Raw genomic sequence first — 24,172 nt, 5'->3', positions numbered from 1 at the left:
TGGACGCTGCTCAATTTTCTGGAGTTTTTAATGTGCTGAAATCATTGACTGCCCTCGGGCGTACGAGCACCAGCGCCTTGCTCCTTGGCGCCTGCCTGATCGTTTCGGCTCCGCAGATCGAGGCCAGGGTTATGCCGATTACAGCCACCTTCAACCCTGACCCGAGCAATCCGCAGAAGAATGAGTTCAGGAATACCACGCCTAATCAGGGCTTCTGTCGCAACTATCCCGCCATCTGCAAGACTCACAATATTTTCAGCCTGCGCTCCCACGTGGGGAATGTTCCGTTCGGTGGTCCCATCCTGCCCAATCACCAGGATGTGCGACAGGGCGCGATGATCAAGACGCCCGCCGCGTGGCGTTCGTTGACGGTCCTTAATCGTGACACCGGCGAGCTCGCCGAGGTGGAAATCCGTATAGCCGGGCTGGGCGGTGTTCACAACCTCAGTAATGATGTAAGACAGCTTACCGGCGAAACAAACACCAATATGGCTCACAGCGTGCTGTGGGGTGGCACCAGTTGGCAAACGGCGCCCAGTCCATGCGTGGCGATTGGCCCAAATAATCAATACGGATTTACCGGTTATCAGTTCTTCTGGCTGACGCCTCAGGAAACGGTGTGTGCGAAACAGGCGAAGTTTCTTATTCCCGGTTTCAATTTCAGCTATCTGGATTTCACCTACGAGCTGCGCACCCCTGACCCGCTGAAAATGTCCACCGGGGTGTACACCGGGACCCAGGTGTACACGATCGGCCCGGGCGGCGACTTCGATCTGGGTGACATCGTTGTGCCCTCGGACAACATCATCCAGCTCGACTTCACCCTCACCGTCGAGCACACCCTCAAAGTCGAAGTCCCGCCGGGTGGCAATCGCGTCGAACTGGTGCCACAAGGCGGCTGGCAGGCCTGGCTGCAACAGGGCCGCAGACCCACGCGGCTGTTCCGTGACCAGACCTTCAACATCTCGGCCAGTTCGCGCTTCAAGATGAAACTCGAATGTGAGCACACCCAAGACAGCAGGACTTGCTCGTTGCGCGAGCCGGTATCCGGCAATTTCGTGCCGCTGAACGTCAGCGTCAGCCTGCCCCGTGGCTTGAGCGATGCAAGCGGCAGAGCCGTCGAACGGCGGCCCTTGCTGATGGATGGCAGCGGTACCGAACTGTTCCAGCCGGCGTTTTACGTGGAGCGCAGACCCGGAACGCTGCACTTCGAGATTCCTTCCCGCGAAGTGGAGCAGATGCTGCAACCGGGTCATCAGCGACAGTATTCCGGGACTGTGACGGTTGTCTGGGATTCGGAAGTTTAGCGGGTCGCACTTTGCTGTAGTTCATTTGACGAGGTTCAGAACAATGAAATCCCTGTTGGCACTGTTTGGTTTTTTACTGGTTGCACAAATCGCACACGCTGGGCCGAGCATCAATATCGGCACGGTTTACGACTATCTGGATGGCGACAAAAGTACGTTCTTGAAACGCGTGTTCAACGGCGGCGACAGCACCGCGTTCGTCAAGGTCAACATCCTGGAAATCCTTTATGACGCCGACGGCAAGTCGCAGGAAGTGCCGCTCGAATCCAGTGCCGACGGCAGCGCCCGGGACGGCTTGATGGCCAGCCCGGCGCGGCTGATCGTGCCCGCCGGTGGCATGCAGGGCACGCGACTGCTGTACATGGGCGAGCGTGATCGCGAGCGATACTTCCGCGTGCGTTTCGTGCCGGTGGTGCCCGAGAAGGAAGACGAATTCGCGGTCTCGGGTGAAGAACGCGAGGAATACAAGAAAACCCTCTCCGCCGGCGTCACGGTGCTGGCCGGGTATGGCGCGGTGTTTTTCGTCCGTCCCAAGGATACGCGTTACGCCAGCGTGATCGAGAACGACGCGAGCCGTTACCGTATCCGCAACAACGGCAACACCGTGGTGGTGATCGACGAATTCAAGGACTGCGCGGTCAAGAAAGAACAGGACTGCCAGCCGACTACCAAGCATCACATTCTGGCGGGCCGCAGTTTCGAGTTCGAGAAACAGGCCGGTCGCGAGTATCGCTTCACCCTGGTTGAAGGCGAGAGCAGCAAGAAAATCGACGTGAAAGGCTGATGATCATGTTCAGAAAACTGATGGTATTGCTGATGCCAGCGCTGGTTCTGTGGGCAAGCAGTTCGGCGTTTGCCGCTCGCGAGGTGCATCAATTCGACGTGTTCGTGACGATCCCGAGCCAGGCGTTCTACGTCATCCCCGCTGACCCTGGCTGGATTCATCGCGAACAGAAATTGCCATGGAATCTGGCGACCTCGACGTTGGGCAGCTTGCGCAAGTATTTCGATGTCAAGAATGAGTCCGGTTCCATCGAAGCCCGCCTTGAGGGCAGGCCCTATCTGTCCAACGGGACGGATGCCCATGACATTGGTTTGCGCGTGCTGTTCAACGGCCATGTGCTGAATGAACTGAACAGTAGCGAGGTGGTGTCGATGAGCGATGCCGCGCCGGGTAAACGTGTGTTGCTGGAGATCGTGCCGATGCCGCCTGTGGATGGGATTTATAAACCGGGCAGCTATTTCGGCAGCGTCAATTTGATTTTCAACGCAGTGCTGCCGGGTGCGTGATGCCATGCAGGATTGGCTGTTGACCTGACTCGTTTCAGAGGAAAAAACATGAATCATTCACATGGCATGGGGCGGCAGGTACTTTGCTGTGTCGGGATCGGGATTTTATCGTTGCTCACCTGTTCTTCAGCCTGGTCGGAAGAAGTCTCGATCCTGGCATCGTTCAGACCGGATTCTGCAAACCCTCAGCAGAATAAATTCAGGAATGACACACCTTCCAGTGGTTATTGCGCGAGTTACCCTGGCGAGTGCCGTGACAACGACATGTTCAGCCTGCGCGTGCCGATTCAGTTCAACTCCAATGCGGCGATCCAGGCGAATCACCCGTCGCCGCGCCAGGGTGCCACGTTCAAAGTCCCTGCACAGTGGCGCGAGTTGTCCGTAGTGCATGAAGCGACGGGTGAACCCGAGACGGTCAAGGTTCGAATTGCAGGTCTGGGCTCCCAGTATGTGACGGAGGACGTTATCAGTCTTGTCGGTGGAGGGAGCGACTATCAACTAGCCCACGCTCAACTGTGGGGCGCTGATTGGGTGTATGCGCCCGCTCCCTGTCTTTATAGTGGCGTAGCGTTTTACGGGCCGAATCGCTATGCCTTTTTCTGGAAAACACCAGCAGAGGCCAGCTGCGATAAGCAGGCCAGGTTCAACGTGCCCTGGTTGCGTTACAACTATCTGGATTTCGCCTATGAACTGTTCACACCCAACCCGTTGGGTATGTCTTCGGGCCGTTATTCGGGAAGCCTGACCTACAGCGTTGGACCGAATGGTGATTTCGACATGGGTGACGTCATGCTGCCAAGCGATTCGACACTGAAGCTGAATTTCACTCTGGAAGTGCAGCACACGCTCAAGGTGGAAATTCCACCCGGTGGCAATCGCGTTGAACTGGTTCCGCAGGGCGGCTGGCAAGCGTGGCTGACGCAGGGGCGCAAGCCGACACGGCTGTTCCGGGATCAGACGTTCAATGTGTCTTCGTCGAGTCGCTTCAAGATGAACCTCGACTGCCAGTACACCATGGACGGTAACCGCTGTTCGGTGCGCGACCCGGTTTCCGGTCATTTCGTACCGCTCGACGTCAGCGTGACCCTGCCCAATGGCCTGGTGGATGCCACCGCGCAACCGGTCAACCGCCGACCGTTGCGGCGCGACGGCATTGGAACCGAGCTGTTCCTGCCACACTTTTATGTCGATCGCAGGCCGGGAACATTGCACTTCGAGATTGCCCGGGACGAGGTCGAGGAAATGATCAAGCCCGGTACCGCCCGATCCTATTCCGGCCTTGTCACGGTCGTCTGGGATTCGGAAGTGGGTTAAGGGTTGAACCCTGATGCATCACTCGATGCATCAGGGTTTTGCCGATTACTGCCGTGCGTCTTTTTGCAGCGCTGCACGGGTCAGCTTTCTGCTCAGCTCTTTTTCTTCGTAGCCCATGTCGTGAAGCAATCCGCCGTAGACCTCATCGGTCATGTCTTGATCAGTCAGTACCACGCTCTCATCAATATCCAGTCGGCGAGCGAGGTCCAGCAGGCGTTGTTTGAGTGCGCGTCGTTGCGCAATCTGCTGGCCTTTGGCGTTGGCCCAGGCGTGTTGGACTTCGCGCAACTCTTCCAGCAAGTCGCTCCTGGCTTCGTACAGCCGGGTGTTGCGCCGGAACTCGTTCGGGTAGGTGTCACGCAGGTATTTCTGCCAGAACGGCTGTTCCAGCATGTCGTTGACCAAGCCATCGCCCGCTTCCATCGACATCACCGTCTCGAAGGCCGTGTCGAGGGTTTCGGCGCTCACGCCGGCTACACGGCGATACAGCATCGACTCCGATTGCCAGGGTAAACCGAGGCGCTGGGCCAGGCCGGTTTCGTAGGCGAGGTACACCTCCACTTCATCGGGATTGCCGGGCCGGCTGCCGAAATCGGCACGGGCAATGTCATCCACGCGCGCAAGGCGAGCGGCGCCCTTTGCCAGGTTCACCAGTTTGCTTTCAAGGACGGCGTTGGACGTCGACAGGGCATAGGCTTCGGAGGCGAGCACCTTGATGCCCATGTGGTTGAACACCTGGGCCCCGGCATCGGCGCAGGTGGTGGGCGCCCTGGCCATTTCGAACAGATCCTTGCGCAACCCGGTGTCCAGATCGATGGCTTCGATCATGCGCCATACCCGGCTGCTGAGCTGTTGGCGCAATTCGCCGCCGGCCCGGTAATCGGCCGAGCGGGTCTGCTTCTGGATCAAGGCAAAGAAATCTTCAGAGCCAGGCTCGGTCATCAGATCGTGCCAGGCTTCCTCCCGAAAAGTCCCCAGCCCTGAGACCTCGGCACTCCACCAGACCGAGTCGTCTTTCATCGGCCACAGGTTCATCGTGTCTCGTGCAGCGTCGGCGTAGACCTGTTTGGGTGCGATGCCGACTGACCGTCGATACGCTTTGAAAATGACCAGGTTTTTGTCCGAGAGTTGCTTTTCGTACAAGCGGGTCCGCGCCAGGAGGAAGGCATCCTCGGAGCCGGGTACAACCGTCGGAATGACGCTGATCGGGTTCTCCTGCAAATCCAGAAAAAAGCCACGGGGTCGACGCTTGTTGAAGGGGCCGAACAGGCCATCGGGCCAGGTGGTGGCCCCGGTGTTGCTCAAGCTCAGGATTCTCAGTTTGGGCATGCGCCCGACGTCCGGGAGCCTGCCCAGTTGCCTGTTGTCATCGAGCCTGAGGGTTTCCAGGCGTGTCAGGTTGCGCAGTTGCTCGACGGCGGACGGGGTCAACGTGATGTCGTTGTTCATCAGCCGCAAGGTTTGCAGGTGGTGCATCTTGCCAATGGTTTCGGGCAGTCGCGTCAACCCGCAACTGCGGGCGCTCAGTTGCCGCAGATGAGGGAAGTCGTTCAACAGGCCGGAGGCGGTTTCAGAAAAGGTCGTGCGGTCCAGATTCAAGGTGCTGATCTGATCGAGGTAGTGTTTGATCTCCGGCAGATCCTTCCACCAGCGTTCGAGGTCGAGCACCTCGAACTCCGTGGACAGGTCCAGCGCATAACCGCCGTCGGCTGTGAGACTGCGCTCACCAAAGACCGTGGACTTGCGTTTGAAACAATCGATGAACCGTTCAACGATGTGCAACCCGCCGCTGTTCATGAATCCGCGTTGATCCGGGCCCCAACTGTCCGGCTGCTGGTAGCGCCAGCGATTGAACAGCACCCGCAGGTCATCCAGTTCGCGGTCCAGTCGGGTCAGTGTCTGATGCCCCTGTTCCTGCGATCCCAGGGAGCGGACGAAGGTATTGACCTCGCGTTCGTTGAAGTGGGGGTATATATCCTGCACCCGTTCGGTGAGTGTGGCGGCTGTCGTGGAGAAACCGGGGCCGCGCAACAGCATCATGGCTTCGTGGTCCGCCGTCGGGCGGATCGGCGGTGCGGCGAGGGCAGTGCGGCGCTGCGCCGGTGTCTCGGTCTTGGCCATCACCCATTGCTTGAGAAAGGCACCCTGGCCCGGCCGATAACCCAACTGCGCCTGTTTGTCTTTCGGCAACGCGTTGAGGACCGCTTCGTAAAAATCCGTGGCTTCGTGCAGTTTGTGGTTGGCGGCGTCCCAGACCTCGAACTGGTTCACATCATCCTTGACCAGCACCCGGACCGTCGCCGAATCGTGTGCACCCACGCTGCTGCGCAAGGGGCCGGCATCGTTGCCTTCGCGAACCTCGATGCGCAATTGCGCGAACGTGTCGGTATGAATCCTCAATGCGTTCAGCACCAGGCGTTCGGTTTCCGCTACCCACTGCGCGCCGTCATGAAAGCCTTCGTACGCATGGTTGGTCCGGGCTTCGAAGGCCGCTTCACGCGCTCGGCTTTTCAGGCCCAACGGCAGACGTTGCTCCTCGCTCAGGCGCATGAGGTCGGCAGCGTCGGCACTGTTCAGCAGCGTCTGTGCCGCACGGGTTGGCAGCTCGGGAAATGCCTGGCGAACGAGCCGGATCTGCGGATCGTCGGACGGTTGGGCACCTTGGTAAAGCTGATTGACGATGTCAGCGTTCAGTCGACTGGCTTCGTCCGCCAGACGATCACGCAATGCTTGCACCCGTTCGCTTTTGACGGTTGACCGGCCGAGCACCGCTTGCAGCTCTTCCTCGCTGAGGAACTCGACAAGTCTGGGCGCAAACTGCTCGCTCATGAGCTGCGACTGGCTGGTGGACAGCGTCTGCGCCTCGCTCGCCTCGGCATTGCCGTACTGGCGGTACCGGCCGCTCATGTCGACGTCTTCGTAAACCTTCAGGGCTTTATCCGCCGGCCAGCCGTCCAGGTAAGTCGCCAGGGGTTCAAACCACCAGGAGGCAGGATCCAGGGGCTGGCCGGTGCGAATCCGTTCAATGGCATGTCGGGTCTGTTGCTGGATGTTCAGGCGTGTGAGGCTGTCGTCCAGTAGCGGTGGCGGGGCGGTGTTGTCGACGTACATCCGGCGCAGCGCAGCGTCGTCAGTGCCGCTGGCGATGCGAGCGTTGTCCAGTTGCAGGTCGTTGAAGCCATCCACCGAGTGGCCGAGGCGACGCATCAATGTCGGTCGATCCCATGCTCGCGGGTTCTCGGCTTCATGAGTCCAGGCACCGCGGCCGTTGTGTCTTATCTCGGGTAAATAGGCATTGTCGCGATGTGGGTGTTTGACACGGTAGTTGCCGGTTTGCGGGTCCTTTTGCACGGCGTAGTGCTTGTTATCCAGTGGCAGAATGTCCTGGCCTTCGTGGGCATGCAGTCCCAGCGCGTCAGGGCTGGCGTCAGCCGGCAACTTCATATCGGCCCGCTCATAAGGCTTGAGGTCGGGATGCCACAGCCGGGGTTCGCCGTTGGGCAGGGTGACCGGTTTCATGCCTTCGATCAGCGGTGACAGTTTCAGGCGTACAAGGTTTCCGATCTTCGCGCCGGCGGCAAACGCCACCAGCGAAAGAACGTCCGAGACCACACCGGCAATATGTTCGCCGGCTTCGGTCCACATCCCGAAGGTCATGTCGACAATGCCTTCGACGACGTCGCTGGTCATCTGATACACGGAGTAGGCCATCATCATTTCACCCAGCCCGGGAACGAACGGCGTGACGACCATCAGGGCGATGTTGAAGATGTCCGAGACTATTTTCTTGAAGTTATCCCACCAGGCCCATCGGGCATTGGAATCGGCATCGGCGGTGGACACCGCAATGTGCCGGGCGTCATTAAGGACTTTGTTGAGTTTTTGCTGGAAGAGGTACTCCCAGAGTTCGCCGGGAATCGGTGCGGCTTTGACATGCAGATTAGGGTTGTCAACCGGCACTTCCCGCCAACTCGGCCCCTGGTCCAGCGGCTCTTTCTGATGCCATTTCACCTCGAACAGACGTTGTTGCAGCCCACCGAAAAAATGCCCTCGATCTGATTGATCGACGAACCGGCTGAAGTATTGCTGGTAGGTCATGCCGGTGGACGATGCGATGTCGTTGTCGCGCAACTGACGCGTCAGTTCATTCATGAACGCGACGGTCGAGGGGTACTCTTTCAACGGGTGCTCAGGGTCCTGCGGGACGTAAACAATCACCGGTGTCACGTCACGGATGCGTTGTTCCGGCCTCGGTGCGATCAACACGATTCCGGTCAGCAGGCTGTCGAGAATGGACAATTCGGCGAAGTGCATCACCCGGCCTTTGCGGGTCAGGTTGCGCTGGCCATCGAGCATCTTCAGGACCAGGTCGCGGGCCTCGGCATCGATCTCGCCTGTCAGAACGGCCAGTTCAGCGGCCGCTTTGAACGCGGCTTTTTCGCTCTCGACGATCTTGCGTTTCAAAACAACCTGCGCGAGGCCGTCACTGGGCAGCAACTGTTCTTCGAGGTACTTCGTGTAACGCGCCCCGATATCCAGTTCGCGACAGAGGCTCTGGAACCGGGCAATGGGCATTTTGCGTTTGATCGGCAGGATGTCGAAGTGCCCGAGCGCATCAGGCTGGCTGATGTAATTCGAGTCGACCTCGCAGGTTTCCTTGCTCGAGAAGTTATGCAGTGCCGCGTCCAGCAAGGAAACGGTTCGGGTCACCACGCCGTTGATGTTGCTGGCATACCAGGGAAGCTGTTTGGGTAGATAAAGGTACAAGCAGGTTGTCTTTACATCGACGTCGACACCGAACTGTTTCAGTAACGCGTCGGTCAGCAACGGTTCGGCGAACTCGTAAACGCCTTGCACCTTCTCCATGACCTGGTCGACTGTGTCTTGAGCGGACCAGAGTTCAAGGTTGGCTTCCTGTAACGGCGTGTGATCGAAATCCCTGGTGGTCTGTACCCAATGCCCCGAAGTCGCTCGAGAGAGGCTCAGCTCCCGAATCCGTCGCAGCGAAGCACCCTTGAAAGCGGGGTGGATACGGCGCTTGATGAACGCGTAGTGGCGGCCTTTGTTGTCGTCGTCCCCGGGGGTCGGTAGCGCTGATATACGTCCGTGTAAGTCAGTCATGCTTTTCATAAACCTTGAGCATTAAGTGGAGTGACCAGCCTAACGCCCGAGGCTCAAAGTAAAAGTTTGAATTACCGCTGCTTGATCCGCGTTCCTCTGTGAAAAGACATTGGAATTATCAATGCCGAAAATAATTAATTACCGCCATTGTTTATCAGCGTCGCGCCACCTCCACCGGCAGGCATTGGGTATGCGTGCCGGGTTGCAGATACGGCGTGAGAATCGGTGCCATGCCCTTGAGCACCTGCACAGGTAGCGCCGAGGTGAACTTGAAGGCTTCGGCCGTGCGCCCGGGCACAAACGCGGTCATCGTGCCGAAGTGGCTTTCACCGATAAAGAACACAAAGGTGGCGGTACGGTTGATCGACTTCGAACTCAGGATTCGCCCACCGGAGCCAATGGCTTCGATGCGGTTGTCCCCGGTTCCGGTTTTGCCACCCATTCCCAACGGTTTGCCATCGGGTGTGATGAAGCTGCCGGAAACGCGTTTCGCCGTACCGGCATCGACCACTTGTGACAAGGCCTCGCGCATGGCCGTGGCGACTTCGGAGGGCATCACCCGTTTGCCCACATCCGGATCGTTGATCAGCTTGGTTTCATAGGGCGTATTCGCGGCGAAATGCAGGCTGTCGATGCGCAACGTCGGCATGCGCACGCCGTCATTGAGAATGGTGCCGATCAGCTCCGCCAGCGCCGCCGGACGGTCGCCGGAACTGCCGATGGCGGTGGCCAGCGAGGGCACCAGGTGATCGAACGGATAGCCGACTTTCTGCCAGCGCGCGTGAATGTCGAGAAACGCCTCGATTTCCAGCATGGTGCGGATACGGCTGTCGCGGGCGCCCTTGTGACGACTCTTGAACAGCCAGCTGTAGACTTCCTGACGCTCGAACTGACTGGCCTTGACGATCTGGCTCCACTTGGCATCCGGGTTGTTCAGCAGATAGCCCATCAGCCACAAGTCCAACGGGTGAACCTTGGCGATGAAGCCCTGATCCGGCAAGTCGTAGCGGCCGGGACTGTAATTTTCATAGAGCCGTTGAAGGCGTTCATCCGTGAGTTTTTCGGTGAGCTTGACGCCTGTGAGGTGCGCGCGCACAAAGGTGTTGAAGCTTTCCTGGCTGGCCTGCGGCAGCAGATAACGATGCACGGCGGCTATACGGATCGGCGTCGGGCGCATGCTGTCGAGGAACGTTTCGAGCCGTGCCTGGGTGTCCTTGTTCTTGTACTTTTTCCAGAACTTGAGCAGGAACGAAGTGCCCTCGCGGTCGGCGAACTCGGCCAGGTATTCCTGACGCCGGGGATCGCGGTCGTCGCCGAGCAGTGCAGCGCTGTTGTTCGGGCCGGAGTAGGTGGTGTAGCGCACCAGATCGCGCATCAGCCGAATGAACGGCAGGTTGATCGATTCGCGCAGGGCATCGCGCAGGGTCGGCAGGCGGCCGTTGTCTTCCTTGCGGAAGTTGACGAAGGTGTGCAGCCCGCCACCGGTGAAAAAAGCTTCGCCGGGGCTGGCGGAGTATTTGCGGTCCAGCGCGGCGCCGAGCATGGCCGGCAGGTTTCGGTCCTTGTTCTCAATCAGGTAATCGACAGCCCAGCGGCTCAGGCGATCCTGATCCGGGACGTCGACTTTCTTCAATTCCGGTACGGTCATTTCGGCGTACTTGTCGTGCAGCTCGGCGATGATTTGCAGATAAGTGGTCAGCACGCGCATTTTCGCGGTGGAGCCTAACTCCAGCTTGCTGCCCTCGTTGATGTCGAATGGCTGATCGGTGCTGTCGGTCTGCACCCGCACCCGCGAGCCGTCCGGGGTCAGTTCGAACAGCGTGAAGCTATAGCGCACTTGCGTGGTGCTGGTGGGCGTGAGCAGGCGTTCGCCCATCAGGCCGATTTGCGCGGCAAAGGCGGGGTCGGCCAAATGCTTGAGGTATTCGGTGGCCTGGGTTTGCAGGTCACCTTGCAGGGTGGTGGTGGCCGACAGATCGAGGCGATCAAGGTCGTACAGCGGCCGATTGAGCAAGCCGCCCAGTCGACTGCGCGCCACGCTGATGCCTTTGTTGGTTTCGATCGGTTGAATGGTCGGCTGGGTCTGCCAGTCGCGGTAGGTCACTTTGCTGGCCAGTGCGGCCGCCGCAAACGGCGCATCGATGACATTGTTCTGTGCCAACAGACGAATGTGACTGTCGGTGAGGTCGGCCAGTTCGTCACGGCCCTTGGTCAGGTAGTGGGAAGGGCGGCGCTGGGCGATCATCAACGACAGCATCTCACGCAAGGCCAGGCCTTTGGCGGCCAGGCTCTGCGGGTCCGTGGCAGTACTGGCCAGCGCCTCGTTGGCCTTGTTGAAGTCGGCGCCGTACCAGACACGCAGACCTTCGGCCATGCCATGGACTTCGCCGTGCCCCGGCACGGCCGACAGCGGCACGCTATTAAGGTAATCGCGCACGATGTTCTTGCGAGCCTCAAGGGTTTCCGGGCCGGCCTGATAGGCGCGCACGGTGGCGGAAATCATCTGGCGGATTTTTTCCCCGCCCGACACCGTCAAGCCATCCGGTGAATGACGGTATTTTTCGAGTTGCGTCGCCAGGGTACTGCCGCCCGCTGACTGGCCGGGCATGTGCAGCAACTTGGCAACCTGCGACCACGCGGCCATGCCGAACCGTGGCCAATCCACGGCGGGGTTGGCCCGGGGTTGACGAGGGTCGAGCAGAAAGCGGTTTTCGATGAACAGCAAACTGTTGACGACCACGGGTGGGATTGCATCAAAGCTCGAATAGAGTTGTTGCGGATATTTGTACTGATACAACGGTGCCGCCCGGCAATCGGTGATCAACAACCCGGCCTGGATCTTCTCCGGGTAGGGCACGAAAAGACCGTTGTCGCTGTAGTCCATCAGCGCCTGGGAAAATCGGGTCTGGGCCGAGATGACGTAATCACGCTTGAGCAATCGCGGCAGGAATTCACCCAGCGAGCTGTAGCCCAATCGCAGATCGAACGGCCCGGTGCCGGGGTAGCGAATGGCGTCGCTGGGACCGGGTTGCAAATCATATTTGAGGGTCGCTGCAAATTTGCTGGCTTCCCGGGATTGAAGCTTCGAGGTGCGCATTTCCTTGGCGGCAGCCAGACCCACGACAATCGCGATAATCAACAGCAACAACCAGAAGGCGCCCCAGCCGTGTTTCGTGCGACTACGGCGAGGTTTTTCAGGTAAAGGCGCTTCATCCAAACGTTCAGTCGGAACCACAGTTTTACTCGAATCGGTTTGCCACAAAGCACCCATAGTCGACTGATCCATTCACGCAGATTGATCGGACTTGTTTGAAGCTTAGACGGTGGTTGGCGATGGTGAAAAAATTGTGGAGAACCAAATGTCAGTATTGTGGCGAGGGAGCTTGCTCCCGCCGGCCCACCCGCCGGTTCGCGCTCGGGCGGAGCCGTCGAAAAACCTGTAGACCGAATCATTCAGACAACCCGCATGTTCAGGGTTCGGGTCTGCTTCGCAGCCCGACGGGAGCAAGCTCCCTCGCCACAGGGACGTGTGGAGTCAGTTGATTAGAGCCAACAAGCATCCCAGAGGGGGTAATCGCCGATTTTCCCGACCAGTCCCGCACGCAATGGGTTGGCAACAATGTAACGAGCATAGGGCAGGAGCTCTTCGCCATCACGGATTGCCCGGTCGTGAAAGCCGGTTTGCCAGAATGCGCCTTCGCGGCGCAGCGCTTGGTTGATTGTAAGTGTGCTGCGTGATTTGGTCGCTTGCATGAGGTGCGCCAAGGTGCACTGCTCAAGTTGCACCAGCCAATGGAAGTGGTCCGGCATGACCACCCAGGCTATCGAGTTGACCCATTCCTGTTCGTGGGCGCGTCTGAGTTCCGCAACCAGCAAGCGACCCAATCGCCAGTTGGCGAAAATCTGGCAACGCTTATGCACAACTGCCGTTATGAGATAGGCCCGGCCTTTTTCTGAAACGCGTCCATGGCGTAGCAAGTGCGAGTTGGGTCGTGGGTGCATTCCTTTGCTTCCTGGAAATAGTGATTTCCATTCACGCTAGCCACACCTCGACCTACACGACGCCTCAAACTTTGAGTGAATTTTCCGAAAGTCCAATTAGCAGCACAATTCCTGTGGCGAGGGAGCTTGCTCCCGCTGGGCTGCGAAGCAGACCTGATCAATGTAATCGTGCTCTGTCAGGTAAAACTTATGTGCTGAATTGCGTCTGCTGCGCAGTCGAGCGGGAGCAAGCTCCCTCGCCACAGGATCGAAATGGCCACAGAAGATCGTGGAAGCTGAAACACGCTAACTAGAGCCTTCTTGACGTAAATACTACGTAGGCAGGGGCATGACGCTGCACCAATACCGTGCAATACTCGGCGGTGTTTCAAATGGCGAAAAATCCTACAAATCCAGACAATCCATCTCCTGAAATCGCATTTTTATCGAGATGTACGCCTGAATTTTGTGATTTATAGAGTGAAAATCTCTGCCGTCAGCTTTTTATACTGCATGCCCCGCTGATCCTGGAGGTTTTGTCCTACAGGACGGTTCTGCCCACGAAGCAGGGCCGGTTTCAGGCAAGCACTGGCTTATCGGTCAGTGCTTCGACACTCGGTGGTCATATCCAATAACAAGACGAGGTTGTACCCCTATGCCAGTCGGCAATCACCTGCCCCACGGCGAGACCGCTCAAGGCGGCCCGCTTAAACGCGAACTCGGCGAACGGCATATTCGCTTGATGGCGCTCGGTGCCTGTATCGGCGTCGGTCTGTTTCTCGGTTCGGCCAAGGCCATTGAAATGGCCGGCCCGGCTATCATGCTGTCCTACATCATCGGCGGTCTGGTGATCCTGGTGATCATGCGTGCCCTCGGCGAAATGGCGGTGCACAACCCGGTCGCCGGCTCGTTCAGCCGTTATGCTCAGGATTATCTCGGTCCCCTGGCGGGCTTCCTGACCGGATGGAACTACTGGTTCCTGTGGCTGGTGACCTGCGTCGCGGAAATCACCGCGGTGGCGGTGTACATGGGCGTCTGGTTCCCCGAGGTGCCGCGCTGGATCTGGGCGCTGGCGGCGCTGGTCAGCATGGGCTCGATCAACCTGATCGCAGTGAAAGCCTTCGGTGAATTCGAGTTCTGGTTCGCCCTGATCAAGATCGTCACCATTATTGCGATGGTGGTTGGCGGCATCGGTGTGATCGCGTTCGGTTTCGGTAACGACGGCGTGGCGCTGGGGGTTTCCAACCTCTGGGCCCATGGCGGCTTCATGCCCAACGGCGTGCAAGGCGTGTTGATGTCCCTGCAAATGGTGATGTTCGCCTACCTCGGCGTCGAGATGATCGGCCTGACCGCCGGTGAAGCGAAGAACCCGCAGAAGACCATTCCCAATGCCATCGGCTCGGTGTTCTGGCGGATCCTGCTGTTCTACGTCGGCGCGTTGTTCGTGATCCTGTCGATCTACCCGTGGAATGAAATCGGCACCCAGGGCAGTCCGTTCGTGATGACGTTCGAGCGTCTGGGCATCAAGACCGCCGCCGGCATCATCAACTTTGTGGTGATCACCGCGGCGCTGTCGTCCTGCAACGGTGGCATTTTCAGCACCGGGCGCATGCTCTACAGCCTGGCGCAGAACGGCCAGGCCCCGGCCGGTTTCGCCACGACTTCGAACAACGGCGTGCCGCGTCGTGCACTGCTGCTGTCGATTTTCGCCTTGCTGCTGGGCGTACTGCTCAACTACCTGGTGCCTGAGAAGGTTTTCGTCTGGGTGACGGCGATTGCCACCTTCGGCGCCATCTGGACCTGGGTGATGATCCTGCTGGCCCAGCTCAAATTCCGTAAAGGCCTGAGCGCCAGCGAACGGGCCGGCCTGAAATACAAAATGTGGCTGTACCCGGTCAGCTCGTACCTGGCGCTGGCGTTCCTGGTGTTGGTGGTCGGCCTGATGGCTTACTTCCCGGACACCCGCGTTGCGCTGTATGTGGGGCCGGCGTTCCTGGTGTTGCTGACAGTGTTGTTCTACGTGTTCAAGCTGCAACCGACCAACGTATCGCAAGGTGCGGTGCCTTCGGCTTCGTAAATCGTTACGCTTGAAATGAAAAAGCCCCGGTCAATTGACCGGGGCTTTTTATTGGCTGATGAGATCTCCTGTGGCGAGGGGATTTACACAGTCAGTATCGGGCGGCGGCGACCTGTGCCGGTGCGGTCAATCGTTTGTTGAAATCAAGCCATGCTCCCAGCAGAGCCATTAACCCGAGCCCCACCAGCGCAGTGAATATCTGCATGGCAAAGGCATCGTCGGTCATGGCGTTGACCATATCGGCCAGTGGCGCCAACAACACGCCGAGGCAGAAAATTTCCAGCGAGTAACGCCCCATGCGACAACTTTGCTGCGCCAGCCAGTTTTGGGTCCAGCCGGTATCCGGCAACAATTTCGCAGTGACGTACGCCAGCGCCAGGAAGTGCAGCAGCCGTACCGGCGACAGGTCGGTCTTGCTGATCGGGTATATCAGGTTGCTCAGCCAGCCCGGCATGACCGCGTCATGAATTTCCGGCCATCGCCACGAGACGGTAATCACGCCGGTGATGACCACGTACATCAACGCACTGATAAACAATGGCTGACGCCGCAGCGCACGAGTCTCGGGTAACCGTGGCCGCTGCCCGTGAGTCGCAGCGGCACCGCCGAGTACAAACAACAGTTGCCAGACGACCGGGTTGAAGTACCACACGCCGTCCTTGATGGCGGCCAGGTTCCAGCCGAACCACGGCGCCAGCAGGTACACCGTCAACGACACCGCCACCACCGCCCAGGCCTTGCGCACCAGCATCGGCAACACCAGCGGCAAACCGGCCAGCAGCACGATGTACAACGGCAGCGGGTCCATGAGGTTGGGTTTGAAGCGCAGCAGCAGTTCATCCACCAGGGCTTGCTGCGGGTTGGTGATGAAATGGTGCATGCCCATTTCTTCCACCAGATCCCGGGTTTCCACATGGCTGTTGGCGAAGAACACGATGCCCATCAGCATCGCCAGCAGGAAAATATGCACCACGTAGAGCACCCAGGCGCGGCGCAGGATCTTCACGCAGGCGATCAGGTAACCATCGCGCTGAAGGATTTTGCCGTAGGCCAGGGCCGCCGCATAACCGGCCAGAAACACGAAAATTTCGGCGGCATCGCTGAAACCGAAGTTACGCGGGGTGATTTGACCGAGGGGGTTGTGGGGCACGTGATCCCAGAAGATGAAGATCAGCGCCAGGCCTCGAAAAAAGTCGATTCGATGATCGCGTTCAAACGTCATGACAGCGGGCTCGTGAACGGGTGTTGAATAAGGAGTGGCCAGCGCCGCAAAAGGTTGCGCGCCGCACATCGGCGGCGCGCAGGGTGGCGCGATTCGTGGGCAATTGCAAAATCCCGATATTACTGAATGTCTCAAATGCCCGCCTTGACCTAAGCTGGATGTACGAATCCGCCCACCGGTCTGGCGGGGCGACGGCGCACAAGAACGACGGCGAACGGACTCTGTCGAACGGTTACACGGCATTGTTCAGGAGCGTGAAACGTGAAGGTTTCGCTGATCGTTCCGGTGTTCAACGAAGAGCAGGCGATCGGCCTGTTCTATCAGGCGGTGCGCCACGAGTTGAGGCTTGGCGGCAACGAGGTCGAGATCGTGTTCATCAACGACGGCAGTTCCGATGGCACGGCAGAGCAGGCCAAAGCGCTGGCGCGGGTCGATGATCTGGTGCTGCTGATCAACTTTTCGCGCAACTTCGGCAAGGAGCCAGCACTGTTCGCCGGTCTGGAATATGCGACCGGCGACGCGGTGATCCCGATGGACGTCGATCTGCAAGACCCGATCAGTGTCATTCCCCTGCTGATAGACGAGTGGCAGAAGGGCGCGGACGTGGTGCTCGCAAAGCGCCGCAATCGTGCCACCGATGGTTACCTGAAACGCCTCACGGCATCGCTGTTCTACCATGTGCTGAACCGTATTTCGTACACCCGGATAGAGGAAAACGTTGGCGATTTCCGGTTGATGGATCGCAAGGTGGTCGACGTGATCCGCGCACTGCCCGAGCACCAGTTGTTCATGAAGGGTGTGCTGTCGTGGGCCGGATTCACCACGGCGGTGGTCGAATACGAGCGAGCCGGGCGGGTGGCCGGTGCCAGCAAGTTCAATGGCTGGAAACTCTGGAACCTGGCGCTCGAAGGCGTGACCTCGTTCAGCACCGTGCCATTGCGTTTATGGACGTACATCGGCGGCGGCATTTCGATCTTCGCGGTGCTTTACGCGGTGTACATGGTCCTGGACAAGGTTTTCTTCGGCAACAGCGTCCCGGGTTACCCGTCGTTGATGACCGCCATTCTGTTTCTCGGCGGTGTGCAATTGATCGGTATCGGCATCCTTGGCGAGTACGTCGGGCGGATCTACATCGAAGCCAAGCATCGACCGCGCTATGTGGTGCGAGACATCGTCGGCGGCAAAGACCGGCTCGGGCTCTAGCATGGGCCGGTTCAGCGATTTTCTCGGTAAAGAACTGGGGCCACGCCAGGTCTGGCTGTTTTTTCTGCTGGCGACGTTGCTGTATGTCGTGCCTCTGATCCTCGCAGACTACCCGTACATCGATGACAACTGGCGTTCGCTGTCGGCCGGCATGGCGTGGGCGGAACAGGGACGCTTGTTTACCCAGCTGTTCTATAACCTGCTGACGTTCGGCAACGCCGCGCCAAACATCTTTCCATTGCCACTGTTGATTGCCACGCTGGGCATGGCCACGGCATTGACCCGGCTGACGTTTCATTACTTTCCACAGCCAACGATTGCCTGTTGCCTGGTGCCGCTGCCACTTTGGTACAACCCGTTTTTTCTGCAGAACCTGTCCTATCAATATGACGGTCCCGCCATGGCCTTGAGCCTGGTGGCGATGATCTATGCGATCACTTTTCGTCACCCCTCGCGCAGTTGGCAATGGCTGGTGCCAGCGTTGCTGATTGCGCTGGCGCTGGGGCTGTATCAGATCAGCCTGAATGTGTTTCTGGGCTTGTGTTGCCTGGAGTTGCTCAGGGGCGCAAATAACCGATTGGCCTGGCCGCAACTGTGCGAATTGGTTGGCTGGAAAGTGGCGCAGGTGACCATGGGCTGGCTGATGTATTGCGGCAGTGCCGTGGCGTTCATGAGTCAGGATCGCGCGTTGTTGTTGAACTGGGCCGCCGCGCCGCTGCTGCAACTGCACGTCAACATCGGCAGAGTGCTGGAAAAAGTCGTGCTCCTGTTTCATGGCGGATTCGCCTGGGTGTTCGCCGCACTGTTGCTCTGCGCCATTGCCGGTGCTGTCCAGGTGGGGCTGAAGGTGCGTGCGCGTCAGGACAGCGGAGTGAAGAAAAGCCTGATCGGCCTGTTGTGTTTGCTGACCTTGCCGGTCGTGACGCTGTTGGTGTCGGGCGTCGCGCTGTTTTTTCGCGACTTCAACGAGGGCGCCCGGACCTTGATGGGCTTCGCCGTGCTGCTGGTGCTGTTGTTCTACTTGAGCCACCTGGCGCTGGCGCAGATCCACGAACGGCTGCCGCTGTTGCTGATGGTGCCATTGCTGGCGATGTTGTCGTTGTCGTTCGCGTACGGCCGGGTGCTGACGGTGCAGAAAGCCTTCACGACCAGTGCGCTGTTCAGCCTGGAGCGCGACATAGCGACTCATCGACAATTGCGCGAGGCCAAGCGGATTTACATGTCGGTGACGTACTCCGATCACTGGTTGCGGGGGGCTGCGGGTTCGTTCAAACAGATGCCGGTGTTGCGCTATTTGCTGAACATCGACTTTTTCATGCTGGCCGAGAACCTGCCAAAAGTGGGCATTACCAATGTGGTCGCGGAGAAGGAGCGCCGCAATGCGACGCGCGTGGGTTATCAGGGCCATCCACCGTTGCTGGAGCGCCAGTACTACCGGATTTATCTGATCGGTGATTACGGTTTCATCGTCATGAAAGAACCTGCCCCGATCAAGACGCTTCGCTGGTGAAGCGCCCCGTTGGACTCAAGCTGCTGCCATTTCATTCGGTTCAAAACTGTCCGCCCGCGCCATCTGCCACATCCGCGAATAAAACTCGCCGTTGACCTCGCCGGTGAGCAATTCCCCCGGTTTCAAAAACACATGCAGCTGCGAGAACAGCTTGATCTCGGTCGCCGACATGCGCCGCACCAGGTGCTTGGCCGACAACTGCGACGGATGTTCGAGGCCGGCGGCGGCGAGCATTTCCGCCAGTGCCTTGAGGGTGTTGCGGTGGAAGTTGAACACGCGCTGGGCCTTGTCCGGGACGACGAGGGCGCGCTGGCGCAAGGTGTCCTGGGTGGCGACGCCGGTCGGGCATTTGTTGGTGTGGCACGACTGCGACTGGATGCAACCGATGGCGAACATGAAGCCGCGCGCCGAGTTGGCCCAGTCGGCGCCGATGGCCAGCACGCTGGCAATGTCGAAGGCACTGACGATCTTGCCGCTGGCGCCGAGTTTGATTTTGTCCCGCAGGTTCAGGCCCACCAGCGTGTTGTGCACGAACAGCAGGCCCTCGCGCATCGGCACGCCGATGTGGTCGGTGAATTCCACAGGCGCCGCACCGGTGCCGCCTTCCTTGCCATCGACGACGATGAAGTCCGGGAGGATGCCGGTTTCCAGCATGGCCTTGGCGATGCCCATGAATTCCCACGGATGGCCGAGGCAGAACTTGAAGCCCACCGGTTTGCCGCCGGACAGTTCACGCAATTGCTGGATGAAGTGCATCAGTTCGATTGGCGTGGAGAATGCACTGTGCCGCGACGGCGAGATGCAGTCTTCACCCATCTGGATGCCGCGGGTCTCGGCGATTTCCTTGGTGACTTTGTGCTTGGGCAGAATCCCGCCGTGGCCCGGTTTGGCGCCCTGGGACATCTTGATTTCGATCATCCGCACCTGCGGCGTCTGCGCTTGTGCGGCGAAGCGTTCCGGATCGAAGCGCCCGTCTGCGGTGCGGCAACCGAAGTAGCCGCTGCCCAGCTCCCAGGTCAGGTCGCCGCCGTTTTCCCGGTGATAGGCGCTGATGCTGCCTTCGCCGGTGTCGTGGGCGAAGTTGCCGAGCTTGGCGCCCTGGTTCAAGGCGCGAATGGCGTTGGCGCTGAGGGAGCCGAAACTCATGGCCGAGATGTTGAACACCGATGCCGAGTACGGCTGGGTGCACTGCGGGCCACCGACGAGGGTGCGGAAACTGCTCGGGTCACTCAACGGTGCCGGGCGCATGGAGTGGCCGATGAATTCGAAACCCGATTGGTACACGTCGATCAACGTGCCGAAGGGTTTGTCGGCGCTTTCGTTCTTGGCGCGCGAATAGACCAGCGAACGCTGGGCCCGGGAGAAGGGCAGGGCGTCGCTGTCGGACTCGAGCAGGTATTGGCGGATTTCCGGACGGATGCCCTCCACCAGATAGCGGATGTTGCCGAGGATCGGGTAATTGCGACGCACGGCGTGGGGGCTTTGCAGCAGATCGAACAGGCCCACGAGGCTGAGCACGCCGGTGACGGCGGTGATCGGCCAGAGCCAGTCGTGCGCCAGGAACGGCAGGCTGGCGAGGGTGAAGATCACACAAGCGGCAAAGAAGGCGTAGCGGCTCAGGAGTGACAGGCTCATACGGTTTCCTTGGGTTCGGACTCGGTCATTGTTTGGCAATGCTGTTCAAGTTCTGTGGCGAGGGAGCTTGCTCCCGCTCGGCTGCGCAGCAACCGCAAAACCTGCTGACGGGTTCTGTCTGGCTGCACGCGGTGCCTGTATCGGGACCGCTTCGCGGCCCAGCGGGAGCAAGCTCCCTCGCCACAGGCGTTTGCGGCGCCGCAGCGGTTGTCAGGCATTTTGGGCCTGGAGAAAAATCGAAAACAGCTCGGACTGGGATTTGATCCCCAGTTTGCTGTACATGTGTTTCTTATGGACTTTCACGGTTTCAACAGAGATTTCCAGCTTACGGGCGATTTCTTTACTGGAGCAACCGCTGAGCATCAAGCGTCCGACATCCAGCTCGCGCGCGGTCAGTTGTGCACCTTTGAGTTGCTGCACCGAAGCTTCCAGTTGAACGCGCCAGTCACCCTGGACCGGCGCCGGCGCGAGGGCCACGACTTCGTTGATTTCGTAAGGCAGGCGCTGGCGCAACAGGCCGAGCACCCACGGTTGAATCAACGACAGCAAGGCAATCTGTTGACTGCTGAAACGCTGCTTGCTGCCCAACGACAGGCACAGCGTACGGTCACCCTCGAGCTGGCAATTGAACTGGATTTCGTCGGCCACCACATTCAGACGAAAGTAGCGCTGGTAATACTCGGTCAGCTCGAAGTGCTCCGGCGCCACTTCCGAGAGGCGATAGAGCCCGGTGCGCGACTGCTCGCGGCAGGCGATGTAGAACGGGTCGAGCAGGTACAAGCCGCGCAGGTAATCCTGGAACAACTGATCCGGGCTGCCGTCCTCGCCCGGGCATTCGGCGAACACTTGCGGGTGCTGGTCGGCGCTGAAAAGCAGCGCCACCCAGCTGTCGAAAGGCACGTACTGATCCAGCAGGCGCACCAGCTGCGTCCAGAAATTGGGCTTGTCGAGGGCGTCGATCAGTTGCCCGACCGAACGGTGCCAGGCGATGTCGTCTAACGAGAGTGTCATGGGTCTACCCCTATCGGGTTACCCCGGCCGCGTGATTCCCTGGCCGGTTGCTTGCTGCGCATACTGGCGCACAGACAACGACCGGGCAATCTTTCTGCCGCCCGGCCACCAGAACAAGGACTACCCATGAAGGTCGAACTCGCCCAACTGGCGGGCCGTGACAACGACACGGCTTACAACCTCGAACGCGCGCTGGCGGCCATTGCTGCCTGCGCGAGCGACACACAGTTGATCATGTTTCCGGAAAGCCATCTGATGGGCTTCCCGTCCGCCGAGACCGTCGCGGCGGTCGCCGAACCCCTGACCGGCCCCACCGTCAGCGCGATCGTCGCCGCTGCCCGCGAGCGCAACATCGCCGTGGTGATCGGTACGGCCGAGAACGACAACGGTCGCTTCTTCAACACCACGTTGCTGATCACCCCTGAAGGCATCGCGCTGACATATCGCAAGACGCACCTGTGGGCGTCGGACCGCGGTGTGTACGAGCCGGGCGACCGCTACGCCACGTGCCTGTGGAATGGCGTGCGGGTCGGCCTGCTGATTTGCTACGACATCGAGTTCCCGGAAACCGCCCGCGCCCTGGCGCAACTGGGCGCCGAACTGCTGATCGTCACCAACGGCAACATGGACCCGTACGGCCCGACTCACCGTACCGCCATCATGGCCCGCGCCCAGGAAAACCAGGCATTTGCGCTGATGGTCAACCGGGTGGAAGAGGGCGATGGCGGGTTGCTGTTCGCCGGTGGCAGTGCGCTGGTGAATCCGCTGGGCACGCTGTTGTTCGAGGCCGGACGCGATGAAGGGCAGTTTGCGGTGGAGCTGGACTTCAGTCAGCTGGAAGCGGCGCGACAGGATTATCGGTACCTGGATGATCAGCGGCTGAAGTTGCCGGGGGAGAGGGTTGAACATGCTTCTGGACTTCGGGAGCTGTTGATTCCTCGGAGCTGAAGATCTTTGCGGCGCCCCACAATTCATCTGAAAAACTTCAAAACAACAAACGCAACACCCGTAATTTGCGCCGAACTCGGCTCTGCCATAAATCCAATAAAATCCGGAGTAGTCGCTCATGGCTCGTTTGCAACGCACCCTCTCGTTAGGGTCGGTGGTGCTGTTTGGCATCGCCTACATGACGCCGATCATTGTGCTCGGCACGTTCGGCATCCTTGCTCAATCCACCGCTGGCATGGTGCCGGCCGCGTACCTCGCGGCGCTGGTGGCGATGTTCTTCACCGCCATGAGTTACGGCCGAATGGCTTCGGCATTTCCCGTGGCGGGCTCGGCGTACAGTTATGTGCGCAAGGCGATCAGCCCGAAACTCGGTTTCATCGCCGGGTGGGCGGTGCTGCTCGATTACCTGTTCCTGCCGATGGCGATCTGGCTGATCGGCGCGGCGTACCTCAACTCCGCGTTCCCGGCGGTGCCGCAATGGATCTGGGTGCTGGCGTTCATCGGCATCACCAGCGCGATCAACATCGTCGGCCTGAAACTGGCCAACGGTATCAACGCCTTGCTGATGCTGGTGCAGTTTCTGGTGCTGATCGCCTTCGTTGCGCTGTGCGTGCATTACGTCGGCGGCGATGCGAGCACGCCGTTGTGGTCGGTCAAACCGTTCTTCAACGGTGACATGCAGATGCCACTGATCATGAGCGGTGCCGCTATCGCCTGTTACTCGTTCCTCGGTTTCGACGCGGTCAGCACCCTCACCGAAGAAACCCGCGACCCGCGCCGTACCATCCCGCGGGCGATCATGCTGATTACCCTGATCGGCGGGCTGATCTTCGTCGGCGTGTCGTACTTCGTGCAGATTGCGCACCCGTCGTTCCAGTTCGACAGCGTCGATTCGGCGGCCTATGAAATTGCCCGCAACATCGGTGGCGACCTGTTTGTGTCGATCTTCCTGATCGGTCTGATCGTCGGTCAATTTGCCTCGGGGCTGTCGGCTCAGGCCAGCGGTTCGCGTCTGCTCTATGCCATGGGCCGGGACGGCGTGCTGCCGAAATCCTTCTTCGGTACGTTGCATGAACGTTTCGGGACGCCGATCAACAGCATCCTGCTGTGCGCAGTGGTAGCGTTGCTGGCGCTGAAACTGGACGTCACCACCTCGACTTCCTTCATCAACTTCGGCGCGTTCCTGGCGTTCAGTCTGGTGAACCTGTCGGTGATCTTTCACTACTGGATCGGCGGCGAGAAGAAAGGCCTGCGTGAATTGGTGCTGTTCCTGATCTTCCCGTTCATAGGCCTGGCGGCGGATTTGTGGCTGATGGTCAGCCTCGATCACCTGGCGATCTATCTGGGGCTGAGCTGGCTGGCGATTGGCGTGGTGTACCTGGCGGTGCTGACGGGCGGATTCCGTCGTCAGCCACCGGAGATGGATTTTCAGGAAGCCACCTGACCACCGGATTGATGAAGAACCCTGTGGGAGCGAGCCTTTTGTGGTGAGGGAGCTTGCTCCCGCCGGCCGATCCGCGTCCGGGCGTAGCAGTCGCAATGCTTTTGGGGCC

Annotated in this window: 15 protein-coding genes; 9 read left to right on the top strand and 6 right to left on the bottom strand. The window is 59.4% G+C overall.

Annotated features, from left to right (window positions below; translation table 11 throughout):
- The first annotated feature begins 35 nt into the window (after positions 1 to 35).
- The 4 genes from B723_RS33530 (at position 36) to B723_RS30790 (ending at position 3,911) form a co-directional block, all read left to right on the top strand.
- Positions 36 to 1,307 (top strand): hypothetical protein, encoded by a 1,272-nt coding sequence (locus tag B723_RS33530; RefSeq protein ID WP_193393038.1) that lies wholly within the window; start codon positions 36 to 38, stop codon positions 1,305 to 1,307.
- A gap of 43 nt (positions 1,308 to 1,350) precedes the next feature.
- On the top strand, positions 1,351 to 2,091 hold the full coding sequence (locus B723_RS30800) for a p pilus assembly chaperone (protein ID WP_017340614.1): 741 nt from the start codon (positions 1,351 to 1,353) through the stop codon (positions 2,089 to 2,091).
- A 5-nt stretch (positions 2,092 to 2,096) separates the two neighbouring features.
- Positions 2,097 to 2,597, top strand: a complete 501-nt coding sequence (locus tag B723_RS30795; protein WP_031319102.1) for a CS1 type fimbrial major subunit — start codon at positions 2,097 to 2,099, stop codon at positions 2,595 to 2,597.
- Positions 2,598 to 2,663: 66 nt separating this feature from the next.
- Positions 2,664 to 3,911 (top strand): hypothetical protein, encoded by a 1,248-nt coding sequence (locus B723_RS30790; RefSeq protein WP_031319101.1) that lies wholly within the window; start codon positions 2,664 to 2,666, stop codon positions 3,909 to 3,911.
- Between the two features lie 45 nt (positions 3,912 to 3,956).
- Here B723_RS30790 and B723_RS30785 read toward each other — a convergent pair whose 3' ends face one another.
- From B723_RS30785 to B723_RS30775, 3 genes are all read right to left on the bottom strand, one after another.
- Entirely contained in the window at positions 3,957 to 9,032 is a 5,076-nt protein-coding gene (locus B723_RS30785) for an NEL-type E3 ubiquitin ligase domain-containing protein (RefSeq protein ID WP_031319100.1), read from the bottom strand.
- A gap of 154 nt (positions 9,033 to 9,186) precedes the next feature.
- Complete coding sequence (locus tag B723_RS30780) at positions 9,187 to 12,303, bottom strand: transglycosylase domain-containing protein (RefSeq protein WP_017340610.1); 3,117 nt, start codon at positions 12,301 to 12,303, stop codon at positions 9,187 to 9,189.
- 272 nt (positions 12,304 to 12,575) lie between these two features.
- A complete protein-coding gene (locus B723_RS30775) occupies positions 12,576 to 13,034 on the bottom strand; it encodes an REP-associated tyrosine transposase (protein ID WP_017340609.1) in 459 nt (152 codons plus the stop codon).
- Between the two features lie 634 nt (positions 13,035 to 13,668).
- Here B723_RS30775 and B723_RS30770 point away from each other — a divergent pair.
- Positions 13,669 to 15,090: an amino acid permease gene (locus B723_RS30770; RefSeq protein WP_017340608.1), complete on the top strand. Its 1,422-nt coding sequence runs from the start codon at positions 13,669 to 13,671 to the stop codon at positions 15,088 to 15,090.
- Between the two features lie 91 nt (positions 15,091 to 15,181).
- Here the strand turns inward: B723_RS30770 and B723_RS30765 are convergent, their stop codons facing one another.
- Positions 15,182 to 16,312 (bottom strand): OpgC family protein, encoded by a 1,131-nt coding sequence (locus B723_RS30765; protein WP_017340607.1) that lies wholly within the window; start codon positions 16,310 to 16,312, stop codon positions 15,182 to 15,184.
- A gap of 261 nt (positions 16,313 to 16,573) precedes the next feature.
- On the opposite strand from B723_RS30765, the gene B723_RS30760 reads away from it, so the two are divergent.
- Together B723_RS30760 and B723_RS30755 are read left to right on the top strand one after the other, a co-directional pair.
- Positions 16,574 to 17,515, top strand: a complete 942-nt coding sequence (locus B723_RS30760; RefSeq protein ID WP_017340606.1) for a glycosyltransferase family 2 protein — start codon at positions 16,574 to 16,576, stop codon at positions 17,513 to 17,515.
- 1 nt (position 17,516) lies between these two features.
- Positions 17,517 to 19,025: a glucosyltransferase domain-containing protein gene (locus tag B723_RS30755; protein ID WP_017340605.1), complete on the top strand. Its 1,509-nt coding sequence runs from the start codon at positions 17,517 to 17,519 to the stop codon at positions 19,023 to 19,025.
- Between the two features lie 15 nt (positions 19,026 to 19,040).
- Here B723_RS30755 and B723_RS30750 read toward each other — a convergent pair whose 3' ends face one another.
- Both B723_RS30750 and B723_RS30745 read right to left on the bottom strand, forming a co-directional pair.
- Complete coding sequence (locus B723_RS30750; protein WP_017340604.1) at positions 19,041 to 20,660, bottom strand: FMN-binding glutamate synthase family protein; 1,620 nt, start codon at positions 20,658 to 20,660, stop codon at positions 19,041 to 19,043.
- 210 nt (positions 20,661 to 20,870) lie between these two features.
- Positions 20,871 to 21,671, bottom strand: a complete 801-nt coding sequence (locus B723_RS30745; protein ID WP_017340603.1) for a helix-turn-helix transcriptional regulator — start codon at positions 21,669 to 21,671, stop codon at positions 20,871 to 20,873.
- Positions 21,672 to 21,797: 126 nt separating this feature from the next.
- Here B723_RS30745 and B723_RS30740 point away from each other — a divergent pair, with 126 nt between their 5' ends.
- Positions 21,798 to 22,619: a carbon-nitrogen hydrolase family protein gene (locus B723_RS30740; protein WP_017340602.1), complete on the top strand. Its 822-nt coding sequence runs from the start codon at positions 21,798 to 21,800 to the stop codon at positions 22,617 to 22,619.
- Between the two features lie 118 nt (positions 22,620 to 22,737).
- A complete protein-coding gene (locus B723_RS30735; RefSeq protein WP_008032234.1) occupies positions 22,738 to 24,063 on the top strand; it encodes an APC family permease in 1,326 nt (441 codons plus the stop codon).
- The last annotated feature ends 109 nt before the right edge of the window (positions 24,064 to 24,172 follow it).

The sequence above is a fragment of the Pseudomonas fluorescens NCIMB 11764 genome (assembly GCF_000293885.2).
Taxonomy (GTDB): domain Bacteria; phylum Pseudomonadota; class Gammaproteobacteria; order Pseudomonadales; family Pseudomonadaceae; genus Aquipseudomonas; species Aquipseudomonas fluorescens_B.
The sequence above is the reverse complement of the archived record's forward strand: the minus strand, read 5'-3'. Positions and strand labels throughout refer to the sequence as shown.